We start from the raw sequence: 15,646 nt of genomic DNA, 5'->3' as shown, positions 1-15,646 counted from the left end.
CTCGATAACCCATGACAAGAGAACCCCTTGCACCATTTTCTGCTAATGCTTGGCAGCCCTTGTGTCCAAGGAGCGGGGAGCGAGGGATCCCGGTTCAACTGATTACCCTGAAGAGCCTGCTGTTCCCTCGAGCTTTGGCACAACTGGATGCGGACAGCAGCTACGCGTTTTGCCGGGATCCCATTTGTCCTGTTGTTTATTTTTCTGAGCAAGGTCAAAGCTTTGGGGTTGACGACCTCAAGGTGCCAGTCTTTCAAAAAGAAAGTGGCGAGGACGTGCCCGTCTGCTACTGTTTTGCATGGACCCGCCGGCGCATTCGGCAAGAGCTGCAGGGATCCAAAACACCCCAGGCCATTCTTGCCGAGATTGCCGCCCACATCAAAGCCAGGCGCTGTGGCTGCCAGGTCAACAACCCCCAGGGGTTTTGCTGTCTGGAAAATGTCAGGCAGGTCATCTTAGAAGTGCAGCAAGAGAAAGTTGGGGAACGAGATAGCTGAAGAGCCAAAAGACCAGAGATTTCTCCGTTTCAAGGGTAGCTTTGGTCGTACCATTCCTACGAGGATTGCGCACAGATTGTCCAACCTTCTAAAGGCAAACTTGTGTCTAGAACCTTCTTGGCTGGGGTGGGAGTTATCGCAATTATCGGCTGAAATAGGCGTTGAGCCATTCCAGGCATTCCATAAAGTAAAACACCAACGGCGCGGTAAAGACGTAGCTATCGCCCCGATCCAAAATGCCGCCGTGGCCGGGGATGAGATCCCCGGAGTCTTTGACACCGGCATCCCGCTTCATCAGCGATTCCGTTAGGTCGCCCAACAGGCTCGTTAGCCCAATCAAAAACCCCAGCACGCTGCCGCTCCACCAGCGCCAGGGCCAGTTCAGATAGTAGGCTCCGGCCATGGCCAGGGCCACGCTGGCTGCGATCCCGGCCACGGCCCCTTCCACCGTTTTTTTTGGGCTGAGGAGGGAGAGCTTAGTGCGCCCAAAGGCCCGCCCACAGAGGTAGGCCGCTACATCGGCAGCAATGACACAGCCAATAGCCAACAGCGTAATCCACAGCCCTTCCCCCAGTCCTTGGGAAAAAGACAAAGCCCTGACCCGAATCCAGAAGCTGGGCAACAGCGCGCAGTAAAACAATCCCAAAATCGAGGTGGCAATGTCGGCGATGGTGGCCAGCTTGGGCTTAAAAAGCAGATAAAAGCAGATCACAGAACCGGCCACGATAAAAGCAGGGCTGGTCCACTCCGGCTTAACCTGCTGCAAAATCACCAGCACTTGGCTGGAAAACATGGTGGTGCGCATGGCCGGTGCATTGCCCTTGGCCTGCACCAAGCGAAAGAACTCCAGTTGGGCCAGAAAGACGATTAGCCCCATGGCCGCCGTGAAGTACCAGCCCCCTAGCAGGGTGACCGTCAGGGCAAACAGCACCGCCGCAAAACCGCTAACCCAACGGGCTCCCATAGGCGCACCCCGTCACGTTGGTTGGCCAAATATCTCTTGCCCGCGGCTCCAGGTCGAAGTCCGATCCGAAGGCAGAAGAAGCCCTCATCCTTGCGCTCTTGGTGTTCGGGATTCGCGTCTGCGCGACGAAGTCTTGATGCGGCTGCTGCAAAATGGAAACGCCTCTTGCCCTAGCCCTTCAGTTTAACTCTCCTGGATCTCAAACAACTGCCCTTGGTCCTACAGGGTGGAACTTACGGGCAAGGTGGCAGGCAAATCCCAACAAGCGATCCTTGAGCATGAGATAATAGGCAAACTGCAAAGCTCACTGCTGACCGCTTAGGACATTCCTGACTCGTTGCACTGCAGCATGGTTCAAGAACTTACTTCTCGCTCTACGACTGCTCGCATTTCTGCCCAAGAGGCTCGCCTTCTCTATGAAGACATGGTGCTGGGCCGCCTGTTTGAGGACAAGTGCGCCGAGATGTACTACAAGGGCAAGATGTTCGGCTTTGTGCACCTGTACAACGGCCAAGAGGCTGTTTCCACGGGGGTGATCAAGGCGCTCAAGCCCACCGACTACGTGTGCAGCACCTACCGGGATCACGTGCATGCCCTCAGCGCCGGGATCCCCCCGCGGGCGGTGATGGCGGAGCTGTTCGGCAAGGCCACCGGCTGCAGCAAGGGCCGCGGCGGCTCGATGCACCTGTTCTCGGCGGAGCACAACTTTTTGGGCGGCTATGCCTTTGTGGCCGAGGGGATCCCGGTGGCCACAGGGGCGGCCTTTTCGGCCAAGTACCGCGGCACCGACCAGGTGACAGCCTGCTTCTTTGGGGATGGAGCCTGCAACAACGGCCAGTTCTACGAGTGTCTCAACATGGCCGCCCTCTGGAAGTTGCCCATCCTTTATGTGGTGGAAAACAACTTCTGGGCTATCGGCATGGCCCACAAACGGGCCACTTCAGTAACCGACATCTACCTCAAGGGCCCTGCTTTTGGCATGCCCGGCTACCAAGTGGACGGCATGGACGTGCTGGCGGTGCGAGAGGCTGCCCAACAAGCTATTGCCCGGGCCCGCGCCGGCGAAGGCCCCACCCTGCTGGAGTGCATCACCTATCGTTTCCGGGGCCATTCCCTCGCCGATCCTGACGAGCTGCGCAGCCCGGAAGAAAAAGAGTTCTGGCGGCAGCGGGATCCCATCCAACGACTGGAACGCTACGCATTGGAACACAACTTGATGACCGAGGCAGACTTTCAGGCCATCCACGCCGAGGTTGGCGCTGCGATTGAAGATGCGGTAACCTTTGCCCTCGAAAGCCCAGAGCCCACCCTGGACGAGCTACATCGCTTTGTGTTTGCCGAAGACGAATAGATCCAGGGCAAACCCCAGCCACAAAAGGCCGCCGATCTGTTTCCAGCCTGTTCCGACGGATTACAGGCAGGGCTGGCTCTTTTGAGCTGAGGGATCCTGCCGACCCCGAAAAGGGTGTGAAGGCATCAGCGACCCACCTGAGCCCAGCAACCCTCGAGGATCCTCAATGCTTAACATCGGGAAACCCTTCCAGAGATCTGCGCAATAGAGCAGCCTTTTTTGTAAATATCACTTCCCATTTGTTTACATAGCTTCATATCATTGAGGTATTGAGCATGAGTATTTATTCCTGGTCATGAGCAATCCTCTTGAGTTTCCTTGGCTGTCGGCCCTGGTGCTCTTGCCGCTGCTGGCAGCCTTTGGGATCCCTTTGATCCCTCAGAGCCGTTGGGCGCGTTGGTATGCCCTCGCTGTGGGGGCTTTTGATTTGGGTCTGATGGTCTATGTCTTTGCGCGGCACTACGACCTGCAGGATTTTTCGCTGCAACTGGCGGAGCGCTACGCCTGGGTGCCCCAGATCGGGTTTCACTGGTCGCTGGCGGTGGATGGCCTGTCCTTTCCGCTGGTGTTGCTCTCGGGCTTGATTACGACCCTGTCGATCGGGGCGGCTTGGAATCTCACCCACAAGCCGCGTTTGTTTTTCTTCCTGCTGCTGCTGATGTACGGCGCCCAGGTGGGCGTGTTCCTGGCGCAGGATCTGCTCCTGTTCTTCTTGATGTGGGAGATCGAGCTGGTGCCGGTCTATCTGCTGATTGCCATTTGGGGTGGGCCGCAGCGCCAGTACGCCGCCACCAAGTTCATCCTCTACACCGCTGCCGCCTCTATTTTTATTCTGGTGGGATCCCTGGCGATGGCCTTCTACGGCGAGGGCTTTAGCTTGGAGATGGCAGAGCTGAGCGCAAAATCCTACCCGCTGGCACTGCAGATCTTGGTGTATGCGGCTTTCCTGATTGCCTTTGGGGTGAAGCTGCCGATTTTTCCAGTTCACACCTGGCTGCCGGATGCTCATAGCGAAGCCTCGGCGCCCATTTCCATGATCCTGGCCGGGGTGCTGCTCAAGATGGGGGGCTACGGCCTCATCCGCCTGAACGTGGGCATCTTGTCGGAGGCCCATGTGTACTTTGCCCCGGTGCTGGCGGTGTTGGGCACGGTGAACATCATCTACGGGGCGCTGGCCGCCTTTGGGCAAAACCACCTCAAGCGGCGCTTGGCCTATTCGTCCATTGCCCATATGGGCTTTGTGTTGATCGGGATCTCTGCCTTCACGGAGTTGGGCATCAACGGCGCCCTCTTGCAAATGATCTCCCACGGTCTGATCGCTGCAGTTTTGTTCTTCCTGACAGGGATCACCTACGAGCGCACCCATACCCTTGCCCTCGACAAGTTGGGCGGGTTGGCCAAGCAAATGCCAAAGGCTTTTGCCCTGTTTACAGCAGGATCCCTGGCCTCGTTGGCGCTACCCGGGATGAGCGGATTTGTGGGTGAGCTGACGGTGTTCTTGGGCTTGATCACCAGCGATGCCTATGCGCCGACCTTCAAGGCAGGAATTGCTCTGCTGGCGGCAGTGGGCATTATTCTGACGCCCATTTACTTGCTCTCTATGCTGCGGCAGGTGTTCTACGGGGCTCAGGATCCCGGCTTGGTGTTGGAAGACTACCTGGGGGATCTGCGCCCGCGAGAAATGGCGGTGGCTCTCTGTCTGCTGTTGCCGATTCTCGGCATTGGCCTCTACCCGCGGCTGGCTACCCAAACCTACGATGTTACGACGGTGGCGGTAGCTGCTCAGTTGCGCAGTGTGTTGGCAACTGAAATTGTGCAGCGGCCTTTCTTGCCGGTGCAACCGGCCCAGGTGGCGGCTCTGCCCCTGGAAGATTGAAACGGGGTCAAGACCTCGGTTGTTCTCTATCCCTCAATTAGCCCAGAAGAGCTGGTGTTCGAGGAGCAACTCGACTCAACCTTCAGCTCTTCTTTTTGTTTTTTAAGCTTCTTTTAAGTTTTAAGGTTGGATTTAGGATTGGGGATGCTCCTGGGCTGGGATTTTCCGATGGTTGATTGTTCTTGGGCTGCCAATCCTAGCGGTGATCGGTACGAATGGAGTTCTGTTCCATCAGGTTTAGCTGCACCACCAACCACCAGAGGGTTACATCCGAATAGGTCGCCCGACGCTTGAGCCGAGAAATGGAGTGTACCGGGTTTTGGCTGTCGATCATCCACTCCGAAGCGATGATTTGGCCACGTTGCTGAGCATTCATGGTTTCTCCCTCCGCTCGCCAACTGCTCAATACTTAGGATGGCTAATACCCAGAATGGCCAATTTGCACGGGAGTGTGTGAAAAAATATATTACACAGGCATCTCCAAAGTCGGCTAACTTTCTTAGCAATAGGGATCTCATCAGCTGCTGGGTTGCCGATTCGCCGTCCGGGAACGAGAAAAACCTTGTAAAAAGGGCAAAATATTGGCTGAGTGGATCCCCTCTATCTTCACAAGTCTTAAAACCGGAAAGATCCCATCTCTCTACTGGCCTGAAGGTCTGGGTTCTACTTCTGTTTGCCAACCTTTATAGCAGCAACCCTTGAGAAGTCCAAAACAACGATGAGAGCCAAGGCCACCTCCCCCCAGCCCGCCGCTGCTTTTGCAGAAGTGGTGGAGGCCAACACCACAACCTTTGTGGCCCAGTGCTTCGAGCCGGAACGCTTGACCTTCCCGCCTATGCCTGCTCTCGGCAGTTGGACGCGCTCCCAAGACGAGGAGACCGGCAACCCGATCTATGGAGTGGTTTGCTATGCCGCCATTGCGCCCATCGACACGATTCACCGCACCCGAGCTTTGGGTCTCTCCCCTGAGGAGTTGCGGGAGCAGCAGCCTCAAATTTTCGCCATGTTGCGCACCGATTTCCGCGCGGCCATTGTCGGCTTTGTCAGTGGGGGGCGGGTCTACCAGTACCTGCCGCCACGCCCTCCCCAGATTCACCAGCCAGTTTATCTCTGCTCCGATACAGAGGTCAGGGAGTTTTGCCGCTCTTTCGAGTTTTTGCGTACTCTGCTACGGGTCAACGGGATCCCGACCGATGAGCTGGTGGCTGCCGTGATTCGCCAGACTTACCGAATCCTGAACTGGGATCGCAACTGGCTTTTACAGGCAGGTCGGCAGTTAAGCTCGCTGTTGCGGGACGATTACGAGCATCTCAGCGCGATTTTACGAAAGATTGAAGTATAGGCGAAGAAATGTTGAGAATGGCCTTGGATCCTTCTTGAGTCGAGCTAGAGGGTGATAATCTGAGGCAGTTTGCTGTGGGATGTGTTCCTTTTGTATCCTCTTTCCGCTGTAAAAATGTTTAACAAATTCAATTCTTCTGATAAGCCCTCTAAAGGCAATTGGGCAGGCCGCACCTTTTCTGCTGCTGCGGGCGCTGTAGTGGCAGCCGGTGTTTGCATTGCCCACGGTCAGCCGGCTCATGTGTCGCTGTGGGTGGCCTGTTGCGCGACCGTATTTACCCTTGTTTTGGATGAGATGGGCTGGATTTAGGCTCAGTATCAATCGGCTTTGGGTTGTGCTGCATTGAGAAACCGGACTAAAGCAGAGATCAACCACTAGGAAATCTCAAATAGAGCTCCCTGCCCATCTGGGCTTGCGGCTTAGGTGAAGGGATCCCTTCATCCTGCTTCGCGGGCTGCCCGCACCAACAATCCTGCTGTGATCAGCCCTGCCAAAATAGAGCTGCCGCCATGGCTGAACAAAGGCAGGGGCACACCTGTGGTGGGCAGGATCCCGGTGACCACGCCGATATTCATTAGCGACTGCCCCACCAAAAACATCAGGCAGCCGCAGGCTACCAGGCGAATGGGCAACTCTCGGCAGCGACCCATCACCCGCCAGCCCAGCAGGGTATAGAAGGTCAGTAGCCCCAGAAAGAACAGGGATCCGGCCAAGCCGAACTCCTCTGCGTACACCGAGAAGATGAAGTCGGTGTATTGGATGGGCAGATAAAACAGCTTTTGCTGGGAAAGGCCATACCCCTTGCCCCACAGGCCGCCAGAGCCAATGGCCAACAGGCTTTGCACCAACTGGTAGCCATCCCCTTGGGCATTGCCCCAGGGATCCAAAAAAGCCAGGATGCGCCGCCGTTGGTAGTCTTTGCTGAGAATGCTGGCCACGGTTGCCAGAATCCCCAGCCCCGCTGTGGCCAGAAGGGAGAAAGCTGGGATCCCGGCAGCCCAAGCCATGACCCAGAGGGTAAGGCCACAAATGGCCGTGGTGCCCAGGTTGGGCTGGGCGAGGATCCCCAAGAGGGCAAAGGCGAAGATGCCCACCCACAAGACGCGGAACCAGAGCGGGTGGTGAAACCAGCGGCCAAAGACCCAGGCTCCCTGCAACACCAACAGGGGCTTGAGCAATTCGGAAGGCTGGATAATCGGGATCACCTTTAAGTCCAGCCAGCGGCTGGCCTCCAGGCGGGAAACCCCCAGCCCCGGCACTTGGGTGGCCCACACCAAGCCAACTCCCACCAAGCAGAGGATCCCGGCCCAGGGGAACCAGCGCCGCAAGGGGATCCGCACCAGAGCCGAAAAGCAACTCAGCCCCAGCCCGGCCCAGACCAATTGGCGCCTGAAAAAGTAGAGGCCATCGCCACTGATCCGCTGAGCCACGGGGTAGGAAGCAGAAAACAGCATCATCAGCCCCAGAGCCAGCCAGACCAGGGTGAGCCAGCGCAGCCAGCGAGCTTCAGCATTCCAGGGATCCCTGGAGGGCTTGGCAGCAGGCTCGGAAATGGTTGCCACGGTGTTCAAAGCTGGAGTACTGGTCGAAACTGGCGCAGGCGGGAGACAGCAAAACGGTGATGGGTTGAGCAGGGGCTCCGTCCCGCTGACGCGAGAGGGAACAGGCCGCTGCCAAGGCCCTTTCCACAGCTAGATCTAGGGTTGGCACGAGCTCAACGTCAGTATAGTGGATCCCCTTGAGGGCCGCGGCCAGAGTGGGGCCAGCCTCTCCAATCAGCAGCACCCGCGCCACCTTGGCCCGAATCAACTGCAGCCAGGCGGCGGGATCCCCCTGCTTGGCCCTTCCCCCGGCAATCAAAACAATGGGTGGGGGGAGGGCGTTGAGCGCCACCCAGCCGGCCTCGTAGTTGGTGGCCTTGCTGTCGTTGACGAAGCGGATGAGGGTGGATCCCATCTGGATTTGCGCCACCCGCTCCAGCCGATGGGGCATGCCGGCAAAGGATCGGATGGCTTTTTGAATGGCGGCGTTGGGGATCCCGGCCAGACGCGCTGCTGCTGCCGCCAAGAGCAGGTTTTGCAGATTGTGTTGGCCGGGGCAGCGTTCTGCAAAGTCTCCCAACTCCGCCACCGCTTCCCCCTGGATATAGAGGCAGCTTTCCCGCAGGTCAACGAATGCAGTGGGATCCCGGTCGCGGCAGCGTTGCCCAGCAACAAGGGAAATCCAATAGGTGTTTTCCCAGTCCTGCCGGCGGCGGCACAGGTAGGGATCTTCGCCATTCACGACCCGCCACTGGGCCCGATCCAAGAGGCGAGCCTTGAAGCCGGCATAGCGCTCCAGCGTCCCGTGCCGTTCCAAGTGATCGGGAGTGAAGGTGGTCCACACCCCAATGCGCGGCGGCCCCCCAGGCGTACTGCTCATGAGGCGGCTGCTGGCTTCCAACTGATAGCTGCTCAGCTCCGCCACGATCCAATCCGGCTCTAGCTTTCCCTGGAGCGTTTCCAAAGCCACCTGAGAGAGGGGAAGGCCGATATTGCCGCAGGGGATCCCTTCTAGCCCCGCGGCTTTGAACATCTCCGCCACCAGCGCCGTGGTGGTGCTTTTGCCGTTGGTGCCGGTGATCCCCACCCAAGGCAGGTGCTCAAGGTAGCGCCAGGCCAGCTCCGCTTCCCCCACCACCTCGATCCCCTGTTGACGCGCCGCCTGCAGCAGCGGGTGATCCCAGGCAATGCCCGGACTGACCACCACCTGCTCCACTCCTTTTGCCAGTTGAAACGGCTCCCCCAGCCGAACGGGGATCCCTTCCTGGCTCAACTCGGCCTGCCGCTGCCGCAGGAGAGGGGACTCTTGCTCATCCCAAACCAGCACTTCATACCCTTGGGCCCGCAACAGTCGCGCTGCCGCCAGCCCCGCAATACCCAGCCCCAAAACCTGATGGCCCACGTTGGTTTCCCCATCATCCCCCTAGGTCTGGATCTTACAATGGCTACATCCATCACCCTCTTCTTCTCTCTCACATAACGCTTTCTCAAGGGATCTCGATGGCCGGCGTGAGGTTTGGCATTGTTGTTTTTCCCGGGTCTAATTGCGACCGCGATGTAGCCTGGGTGGCCCGCAGCCTTTGCGGCTGCCCAACGCGGTTGATCTGGCACCGGGAGACGGATTTGTCAGGGCTGGATGTGGTGGTGCTGCCGGGGGGCTTCAGCTACGGGGATTATTTGCGTTGCGGGGCCATCGCCCGCTTTGCGCCGGTGATGGGATCCCTGGCCGAGCATGTGGCGCGGGGGGGCTATGTCTTGGGCATTTGCAACGGCTTCCAGATCTTGACAGAAGCCGGCCTGCTGCCGGGGGCGCTGGTGCGCAACGCCAACCTGCACTTTATCTGCGACCGGGTGGGGATCCGCGTGGAACGGCAGGATCTCCTGTGGACAAGGGCCTACCCTGGCGGAGCCACCCTGACCCTGCCCATTGCCCATGGAGAAGGCCGCTACACCTGCGATGCCGACACCCTCAAGCAGTTGCAAGACAGGGGGCAGATCGTCTTTCGCTATGCTCCGGTCGCGCCCAACGGCTCGGTGGATAACATTGCCGGCATTTGCGATCCCAGCGGTCGCATCCTCGGCCTGATGCCCCACCCGGAGCGGGCGGCAGATCCCGATTTGCCAGGGCAGGATGGGATCCCTTTCTGGCAGTCCATCGTAACCAGTCTTGCCAGTTGACTAGAACTGCTGGGCCTGCAACAACACCTGGCGCACTTGGTTCACCATCTCCTCATGATCCACCACCGGCTTGGCGATGTAGCCATCGGCCCCGCTCTGGGCCAAAAAGGCCTCGCGGTCGCCCCGCATGGCGTGGGCCGTCACCAAAATGATGGGAATGGAGCGGCTTTTGGGATCCCCCTTCAGCAGTTGGGCAATGCGGATCCCGTCCACTGCCTCGCCGCGAAAGGTGCTTTGAGAGAGGGAGACATCCAGCAAAATCACGTCCACCTCGCGCGCCTGCGCCAGCCGTAGGATTTCCTCCACATCCTGGCTGTGAAAGACCTCAAACCCGCCTCGCCGCCGCAACACTTTGTCGAAAACGCGGGCGTTAATTGGATCGTCTTCCACCAGCAGCACTGTTGCCATCGCTAACCTAAAGTTGACTTAGTTGCGAACTCAAGCCCCGGCAATCCCCATAGTTCTGGAAACCATCCCGAAGCAATTCTAGCGATCCTATTTGAGCAGTGGGCCAAGGGCTCCCCCTCTAAGATACTGATAGCAATCTCAATAAAGCAGCACCAGCAGCTACCCCCTCTGCCAGCAGGAGAGGACAGCTACCGTTTTGAAAACAGCTTTGCTGGTTTGCCTGTGGGATACTCTACCCGCCTGGAACCGAGCGCTATCTGAAAACAAAACAAGGCCGGGGATTTTTCCGGCCTTGTCCGCGGTACAACTGCCGTCTCTTTGGGCCGCCTCGACCCGCTAACGCCCTCGGCAAGCCGACAACAGCAGCCCCTAGCGCAGATTACTTCTTCTGAATCCTAGGAGTTTCGCGAAAGGCGACGGCAAAAAACAGAAGGCCCAAGGTCAAAAACAGAATAAAGGTGTAGGTGATGGCTTCCATACCGACCTCCAAATCAAAATTCTAAGGGGGCTTAATTCCAGATTAGCTTGGAGCCGCCAGCACCCCATCTCTCCAGAGAAACAGAGTGCCGACGGTCATCCCGCGAGAAAGCCTTACGCTTCTTGCACCTTGCGCGTGGTGGGATCCCCCACTTTTTGGAAGACACCGAATTCCACCATTTCCTCGCTCATGTTCGGGTCAATACCGGCAAACACATCCCGGAAGAGGGTGCGGGCGCCGTGCCAGATGTGGCCGAAGAAGAACAGCAGCGCAAAGACCGCATGGGCAAAGGTAAACCAACCGCGGGGACTGGTGTGGAAGGTGCCGTCGGCTTTGGGGGTTTCTCGGTCGAACTCGAAGAGCTGACCCAATTGGGCTTGGCGGGCATACTTCTTAACGGTTGCCGGGTCGGTAAACACCTGGCCGTCCAGTTTGCCGCCGTAGAACTCCACGGTCACGCCCACCTGCTCAAAGCTGTAGCGCGACTCGGCCCGGCGGAAGGGAATGTCCGCCCGCACCACGCCATCGGCATCGCGCAAGATGACCGGGAAGGTCTCGAAGAAGTTGGGCATGCGCTGCACCGTCAGCTCTCGCCCTTCGCGATCCCGGAACACCGGGTAGCCCAGCCACTCGATGGCAATGCCGTCTCCCTTGTTCATGGGGCCGGCCCGGAACAGGCCCCCCTTGGCCGGGCTGTTACCCACGTAATCGTAGAAGAGCAGCGACTTGGGCAGAGAATCGTAGGCCTCACTGCGGGTCATCCCGGCTTCCATAGCCGCATTCACCCGCCGGTTAATCTCCTGGTTGAAATAGCCAGAATCCCATTGGTAGCGAGTAGGGCCAAACAGCTCCACAGGAGTCGTGGCACTGCCATACCACATCGTCCCGGCCACCACAAAACCAGCAAAAAACACCGCGGCAATTGAGCTGGACAGCACCGTCTCGATGTTCCCCATCCGCAGAGCGCGATAGAGGCGCTGGGGTGGGCGTACCGTCAGGTGAAACAAGCCGGCAATAATGCCGACAATGCCAGCAGCAATGTGGTGGGCCACCACACCCCCAGCGTTGTAGGGGTTAAACCCGGCTGGCCCCCATTCGGGTGCGACTGGCTGGACGTGCCCTGTCGTCGCATAGGGATCGCTCACCCACATCCCTGGGCCAAACACCCCCGTCAGGTGAAACGCGCCAAACCCAAAGCAGAGGATCCCCGCCAAGAGCAGGTGGATCCCAAACATTTTCGGCAAGTCCAAGGCCGGCTCGCCGGTACGGGGATCCCGGAACAGCTCCAGATCCCAGTAAACCCAATGCCAGCAGGCAGCCAAGAAGAGCAATCCGGACAAAACAATATGGGCAGTGGCTACCCCTTCAAACGTCCAAAAGCCCGTATTGGCCACGCTCTCGCCGTAGATATTCCAGCCGCCCCAGGAGTTGACCACCCCCAGGCGAACCATGAATGGCATGACAAACATGCCCTGACGCCACATCGGATTCAGGACAGGATCCGATGGATCAAAAATGGCCGTCTCGTAAAGCGCCATCGATCCGGCCCAACCTGCTACCAGAGCGGTATGCATCAGATGCACCGCAATCAGGCGACCTGGGTCATTCAGTACAACCGTATGGACCCGATACCACGGTAGTCCCATAAAGCTCGGTCCTCCACGTTCTCCAACACTTACGCAATATCCAGTCAAACCATTAAGCCGACATCTTCACCTGGGATCCTGACCTGAGCAGTTTCTTCAGGGTCGAGGAGTGCCGCACCCGCTTGAGCCAACGAGCGCACCCAAGGGGGATATCGCTCTCAGAATTTTTATCACGGGCATCAAACAGTATAACGAAACGCTACCGACCTGAGCGGCTTCAGCCAGGATGCCGTCTTATTTGGCATCATCTTCCCAGATCTCTCGCCGGAGATTAAAAATATGACTTAAAATGTAACAATACTTAGCAAACGCCGGTACTTCCCTGGCTCAGTCTGAAAGTGTCGTGGTTTCTGGCAAGGATATGGCAACGATTCGCTTTGTCAACGAGAATCGAGAGGTCGTCGTCGCGGAAGGCGCTAACCTGCGCTTGAAGGCGCTGGAGAATCAGATCGACCTCTACAAGATGATGGCCAAGCTGCTCAACTGCGGCGGCAACGGTCAATGTGGCACCTGCGTGGTGGAGATCGTCGAGGGATCCGAGAACCTCTCCCCTCGCACCGAGGCAGAAAACCGCAAGCTCAAGCGCAAACCGGATAGCTACCGCCTCGCCTGCCAGACCAAAGTGCTGGGGGATATTGCCGTCAAAACGAAGCCCTAACGCCCATTTTCTCTTTGGGCAAGCCGTACCTAAAGAGTGGTATGCTGACTGCCAGTTAGGCTTGTGGCGGTTGGAGCTATGGAGACGAATTACCTGGGCATCTTGGCCACTCTCTTGGTCGTTTTGGTGCCCGCCATCTTCCTGGTGATTTTGTACGTGCAAACCTCTAGCAGATCTGGCGGTTGACCCTACTGGCTCAAATCGGGCAAATGGCGTGCCCAAGGCCAGACAAAAAGGGGATCCTCTCGACAGGGAGGATCCCTTTGCTCTTGCAAGCCGGACGAACCAAAGGTACGCAGGTTAACGGCCTCAACCGGCCCGGTCAACCTGTTGCCTGAGCCGCCCTAGCTTGGTCAAATGTTCCTGCAGGCTCATACAAAAATTCAAACAGGTTGCCGTAGGGATCCTTACCGTAGAAAGAGGCAGTGCCATCCCGATGGCTGTGGATTTCTCCTACCCGAATGCCTTGGGATTTCAGGCGCTGGTGCTCTTGCTGGAGCTCCTCCAGGTTATCGAAGACAAAGCCAAAGTGCGGCCCTGCTGCGCGGTAGCCCGGCCCCAATAGCGCCAGCCCATCGTCCCCTGCTTTCATGTAGGCCCAGTCGGGATCCTGCCAGACATTGACCATGCCCAACTTTTGGTAGAACTCCACTGCCTTGGGGATGTCTTCTACCCGGATGGCGACATGCCCGAGTTGCCTAAGTGCCATGGTTCTCTCTCTGCTCAATGGAGCCAACTGCAAGGGTTCTCCTCTAATCCAGCATAGCTTGGGGGAGGAGCCCCTCTTCACTCCCCAGCGAGCAGAGATGGGATCCAATCAATTTCAACCTCATGTCAAGCCAAGGCCAGGCCAACGCTTAGGCTGTTGGCTGGGTGGCCAGGAATCGTTCTAGCTCGCTCAAGGCTTCTGCATCCATTTTGGTTTGCATGGGGCAGAACTTCGGCCCGCACATCGAGCAAAACTCCGCCGTTTTGTAGATATCTGCCGGCAAGGTTTCGTCGTGATATTCGCGCGCCCGCTCTGGATCCAAAGACAACTCAAATTGTCGGTTCCAGTCGAAGTTGTAGCGGGCTCTGGACATTTCGTCATCGCGATCCCTGGCCCCAGGACGGTGGCGGGCAATATCGGCAGCGTGGGCGGCAATTTTGTAGGCAATGAGGCCGTTGCGCACATCCTCGGCATTGGGCAAGCCCAGGTGTTCTTTGGGGGTTACGTAGCAGAGCATCGCTGCCCCGTACCAGCCGGCCAAGGCCGCCCCAATGGCAGAGCTGATGTGGTCATAGCCGGCGGCAATATCGGTTACCAGCGGCCCCAAAACGTAGAAAGGAGCCTCGTCGCACTCCTCCATTTGCTTGCGCACGTTAAACTCAATTTGATCCATCGGCACGTGCCCAGGCCCTTCCACCATCACCTGCACATCGTGTTCCCAGGCCAGGCGGGTCAACTGTCCCAGGGTTTTCAACTCCGCCATCTGGGCCTCGTCAGAAGCATCGTGCAGACATCCGGGCCGCAAGGAATCTCCCAGACTAAAAGAGACATCGTATTTCTTGAAAATCTCGATGATGTCGCGGAAGTGGGTGTAGAGCGGATTTTGCTTGTGGTGGGCCAACATCCAACGGGCCAGGATCCCGCCTCCGCGAGAGACAATTCCGGTTAGACGGTTGCGCACCAACGGCAAGTGTTGGATCAGGATCCCGGCATGGATGGTCATGTAGTCCACCCCCTGCTGGGCCTGCTTTTCGATGATGTGCAAGATATCCTCTGCCGAGAGTTTTTCGACATGGCCATGCACACTTTCCAGGGCCTGGTAGATCGGCACCGTGCCAATGGGCACCGGAGAAGCTTGGATAATGGCCGTGCGAATTTCGTCCAAGTCGCCACCGCCGGTGGACAGATCCATAACGGTATCGGCGCCGTATTTGATGGCCAATTTCAGCTTTTCCAGCTCCTCGGCCAACCCAGAGGAAGTGGGGGAAGCGCCGATGTTGGCATTGACTTTGCAGCGGGAGGCGATCCCGATGCACATCGGCTCTAGGTTGGTGTGATGAATATTGGCAGGGATGATCATGCGGCCCCGCGCCACCTCTGAGCGGATCAGCTCCGGTGGCAGGTTTTCCCGCCGAGCCACGTAGTCCATCTCTTCTGTAATCACGCCCTGCCGGGCAAAGTGCATTTGCGTTACATTTGCTTGCCCACGCCGGCGGGCAACCCATTCGCTGCGCATGTTGTCAACTCCAGTGCTCGCTTTCCTACGCTGGTATGACCCAGATCAGGTTCTGAGGATGTAATCTCAGCCTGGGGCAAACCCCCCAGACACTCCTAGCGTGCTGTGATTCTATCACCGAAAGTAAACTACCTGACTCCGACCGCTAAGCGGTACGGAGCGGGCTTTCCGTAGCCCTGCAGTTGGCAAGCCAACCACGGGCCTCTGGGCCGGTTTACAGCGACCCCCAAAAGCGCAATCACGTTGGCACCGTTCAAATCCGCATCCCCTTCCCAACCACAGGCCGGGTTCACACAACGAAAACGCTTCCCTTCCCGTTGCCCAATCCACAAACACCGGTGGCAGGTCTGCGAGCTGTAGGCAGGCGGCACCACCACAACCTGGATCCCTGCTCTGGCAGCCTTGTACTGCACAAACTGCCGCAACTGGTAGAACGCCCCTCGCGCTAGCGGGCCGTAGGCCTCACTGTTCGCCCGCCGCCG

At 58.0% G+C, this 15,646-nt stretch carries 18 protein-coding genes and 1 riboswitch; of the genes, 8 read left to right on the top strand and 10 right to left on the bottom strand.

What is annotated here, in order from left to right; genetic code table 11:
* Positions 1-59 precede the first annotated feature (59 nt).
* Entirely contained in the window at positions 60-497 is a 438-nt protein-coding gene (locus tag NW853_RS11035) for a putative iron-sulfur cluster-binding metallochaperone (protein ID WP_414349031.1), read from the top strand.
* A 142-nt stretch (positions 498-639) separates the two neighbouring features.
* Here the strand turns inward: NW853_RS11035 and NW853_RS11030 are convergent, their stop codons facing one another.
* Positions 640-1,461, bottom strand: coding sequence for a phosphatidate cytidylyltransferase (locus tag NW853_RS11030; RefSeq protein ID WP_414349030.1), 822 nt, complete (start codon positions 1,459-1,461; stop codon positions 640-642).
* Between the two features lie 349 nt (positions 1,462-1,810).
* Between NW853_RS11030 and pdhA the strand changes: the two genes are divergently transcribed.
* Together pdhA and NW853_RS11020 are read left to right on the top strand one after the other, a co-directional pair.
* On the top strand, positions 1,811-2,812 hold the full coding sequence (gene pdhA / locus NW853_RS11025) for a pyruvate dehydrogenase (acetyl-transferring) E1 component subunit alpha (RefSeq protein ID WP_414335094.1): 1,002 nt from the start codon (positions 1,811-1,813) through the stop codon (positions 2,810-2,812).
* A gap of 295 nt (positions 2,813-3,107) precedes the next feature.
* Positions 3,108-4,688 carry an NAD(P)H-quinone oxidoreductase subunit 4 gene (locus NW853_RS11020; protein WP_414349029.1) on the top strand — a complete coding sequence of 527 codons (1,581 nt, stop codon included), beginning with the start codon at positions 3,108-3,110 and terminating at the stop codon, positions 4,686-4,688.
* Between the two features lie 196 nt (positions 4,689-4,884).
* Here the strand turns inward: NW853_RS11020 and NW853_RS11015 are convergent, their stop codons facing one another.
* Positions 4,885-5,064, bottom strand: a complete 180-nt coding sequence (locus NW853_RS11015; protein ID WP_414335092.1) for a hypothetical protein — start codon at positions 5,062-5,064, stop codon at positions 4,885-4,887.
* A gap of 342 nt (positions 5,065-5,406) precedes the next feature.
* Here NW853_RS11015 and NW853_RS11010 point away from each other — a divergent pair, with 342 nt between their 5' ends.
* Both NW853_RS11010 and NW853_RS11005 read left to right on the top strand, forming a co-directional pair.
* Entirely contained in the window at positions 5,407-6,030 is a 624-nt protein-coding gene (locus NW853_RS11010) for a hypothetical protein (protein WP_414335091.1), read from the top strand.
* 90 nt (positions 6,031-6,120) lie between these two features.
* Positions 6,121-6,339, top strand: coding sequence for a hypothetical protein (locus tag NW853_RS11005; RefSeq protein ID WP_414349028.1), 219 nt, complete (start codon positions 6,121-6,123; stop codon positions 6,337-6,339).
* 128 nt (positions 6,340-6,467) lie between these two features.
* On the opposite strand, the gene NW853_RS11000 is transcribed toward NW853_RS11005, so the two are convergent.
* A complete protein-coding gene (locus NW853_RS11000; protein WP_414335089.1) occupies positions 6,468-7,592 on the bottom strand; it encodes an FtsW/RodA/SpoVE family cell cycle protein in 1,125 nt (374 codons plus the stop codon).
* Positions 7,537-8,973, bottom strand: a complete 1,437-nt coding sequence (murD, locus tag NW853_RS10995; RefSeq protein WP_414349027.1) for a UDP-N-acetylmuramoyl-L-alanine--D-glutamate ligase — start codon at positions 8,971-8,973, stop codon at positions 7,537-7,539. The genes NW853_RS11000 and murD overlap by 56 nt, the downstream gene beginning before the upstream one ends.
* Before the next feature lie 98 nt (positions 8,974-9,071).
* Between murD and purQ the strand changes: the two genes are divergently transcribed.
* Positions 9,072-9,749, top strand: a complete 678-nt coding sequence (gene purQ, locus NW853_RS10990; RefSeq protein WP_414349026.1) for a phosphoribosylformylglycinamidine synthase subunit PurQ — start codon at positions 9,072-9,074, stop codon at positions 9,747-9,749.
* Here purQ and NW853_RS10985 read toward each other — a convergent pair whose 3' ends face one another.
* The 3 genes from NW853_RS10985 to psbB all read right to left on the bottom strand — a co-directional run bounded on the left by NW853_RS10985 (position 9,750) and on the right by psbB (position 12,281).
* Positions 9,750-10,157, bottom strand: coding sequence for a response regulator (locus NW853_RS10985; protein WP_414349025.1), 408 nt, complete (start codon positions 10,155-10,157; stop codon positions 9,750-9,752). It abuts the gene before it with no gap.
* Between the two features lie 379 nt (positions 10,158-10,536).
* The gene (locus NW853_RS10980; protein ID WP_011429542.1) at positions 10,537-10,635 is read right to left on the bottom strand and encodes a photosystem II reaction center protein T; all 99 of its coding nucleotides are present in this window, start codon (positions 10,633-10,635) and stop codon (positions 10,537-10,539) included.
* 113 nt (positions 10,636-10,748) lie between these two features.
* A complete protein-coding gene (gene psbB, locus NW853_RS10975; RefSeq protein WP_414335085.1) occupies positions 10,749-12,281 on the bottom strand; it encodes a photosystem II chlorophyll-binding protein CP47 in 1,533 nt (510 codons plus the stop codon).
* Positions 12,282-12,642: 361 nt separating this feature from the next.
* On the opposite strand from psbB, the gene NW853_RS10970 reads away from it, so the two are divergent.
* Both NW853_RS10970 and psbM read left to right on the top strand, forming a co-directional pair.
* Positions 12,643-12,939 (top strand): 2Fe-2S iron-sulfur cluster-binding protein, encoded by a 297-nt coding sequence (locus tag NW853_RS10970; protein ID WP_414335084.1) that lies wholly within the window; start codon positions 12,643-12,645, stop codon positions 12,937-12,939.
* 78 nt (positions 12,940-13,017) lie between these two features.
* The gene (gene psbM, locus NW853_RS10965; RefSeq protein WP_414335083.1) at positions 13,018-13,125 is read left to right on the top strand and encodes a photosystem II reaction center protein PsbM; all 108 of its coding nucleotides are present in this window, start codon (positions 13,018-13,020) and stop codon (positions 13,123-13,125) included.
* Between the two features lie 136 nt (positions 13,126-13,261).
* Here the strand turns inward: psbM and NW853_RS10960 are convergent, their stop codons facing one another.
* The 3 genes from NW853_RS10960 to NW853_RS10950 all read right to left on the bottom strand — a co-directional run.
* On the bottom strand, positions 13,262-13,648 hold the full coding sequence (locus NW853_RS10960) for a VOC family protein (RefSeq protein ID WP_414335082.1): 387 nt from the start codon (positions 13,646-13,648) through the stop codon (positions 13,262-13,264).
* Positions 13,649-13,796: 148 nt separating this feature from the next.
* Entirely contained in the window at positions 13,797-15,164 is a 1,368-nt protein-coding gene (gene thiC, locus NW853_RS10955; protein ID WP_414337009.1) for a phosphomethylpyrimidine synthase ThiC, read from the bottom strand.
* Between the two features lie 5 nt (positions 15,165-15,169).
* Positions 15,170-15,271: riboswitch (TPP riboswitch) on the bottom strand.
* A gap of 21 nt (positions 15,272-15,292) precedes the next feature.
* Positions 15,293-15,646 (bottom strand): zinc ribbon domain-containing protein (locus NW853_RS10950; RefSeq protein WP_414349024.1); only part of this gene is annotated, 354 nt, incomplete at its 5' end.

Source organism: Synechococcus sp. H55.11, assembly GCF_047462475.1.
GTDB lineage: Bacteria > Cyanobacteriota > Cyanobacteriia > Thermostichales > Thermostichaceae > Thermostichus.
Note: the sequence above shows the minus strand (reverse complement) of the source record. Positions and strands in the feature narration are given on the sequence as shown.

Coding starts and splice junctions, on each gene's coding strand:
- NW853_RS11030 (WP_414349030.1), bottom strand. CDS start 1,461: ATGGGAGCCCGTTGGGTTAGCGGTTTTGCGGCGGTGCTGTTTGCCCTG.
- NW853_RS10980 (WP_011429542.1), bottom strand. CDS start 10,635: ATGGAAGCCATCACCTACACCTTTATTCTGTTTTTGACCTTGGGCCTT.
- NW853_RS11015 (WP_414335092.1), bottom strand. CDS start 5,064: ATGAATGCTCAGCAACGTGGCCAAATCATCGCTTCGGAGTGGATGATC.
- psbM (WP_414335083.1), top strand. CDS start 13,018: ATGGAGACGAATTACCTGGGCATCTTGGCCACTCTCTTGGTCGTTTTG.
- pdhA (WP_414335094.1), top strand. CDS start 1,811: ATGGTTCAAGAACTTACTTCTCGCTCTACGACTGCTCGCATTTCTGCC.
- NW853_RS10985 (WP_414349025.1), bottom strand. CDS start 10,157: ATGGCAACAGTGCTGCTGGTGGAAGACGATCCAATTAACGCCCGCGTT.
- NW853_RS10960 (WP_414335082.1), bottom strand. CDS start 13,648: ATGGCACTTAGGCAACTCGGGCATGTCGCCATCCGGGTAGAAGACATC.
- thiC (WP_414337009.1), bottom strand. CDS start 15,164: ATGCGCAGCGAATGGGTTGCCCGCCGGCGTGGGCAAGCAAATGTAACG.
- NW853_RS10970 (WP_414335084.1), top strand. CDS start 12,643: ATGGCAACGATTCGCTTTGTCAACGAGAATCGAGAGGTCGTCGTCGCG.
- NW853_RS11020 (WP_414349029.1), top strand. CDS start 3,108: ATGAGCAATCCTCTTGAGTTTCCTTGGCTGTCGGCCCTGGTGCTCTTG.
- psbB (WP_414335085.1), bottom strand. CDS start 12,281: ATGGGACTACCGTGGTATCGGGTCCATACGGTTGTACTGAATGACCCA.
- purQ (WP_414349026.1), top strand. CDS start 9,072: ATGGCCGGCGTGAGGTTTGGCATTGTTGTTTTTCCCGGGTCTAATTGC.
- NW853_RS11010 (WP_414335091.1), top strand. CDS start 5,407: ATGAGAGCCAAGGCCACCTCCCCCCAGCCCGCCGCTGCTTTTGCAGAA.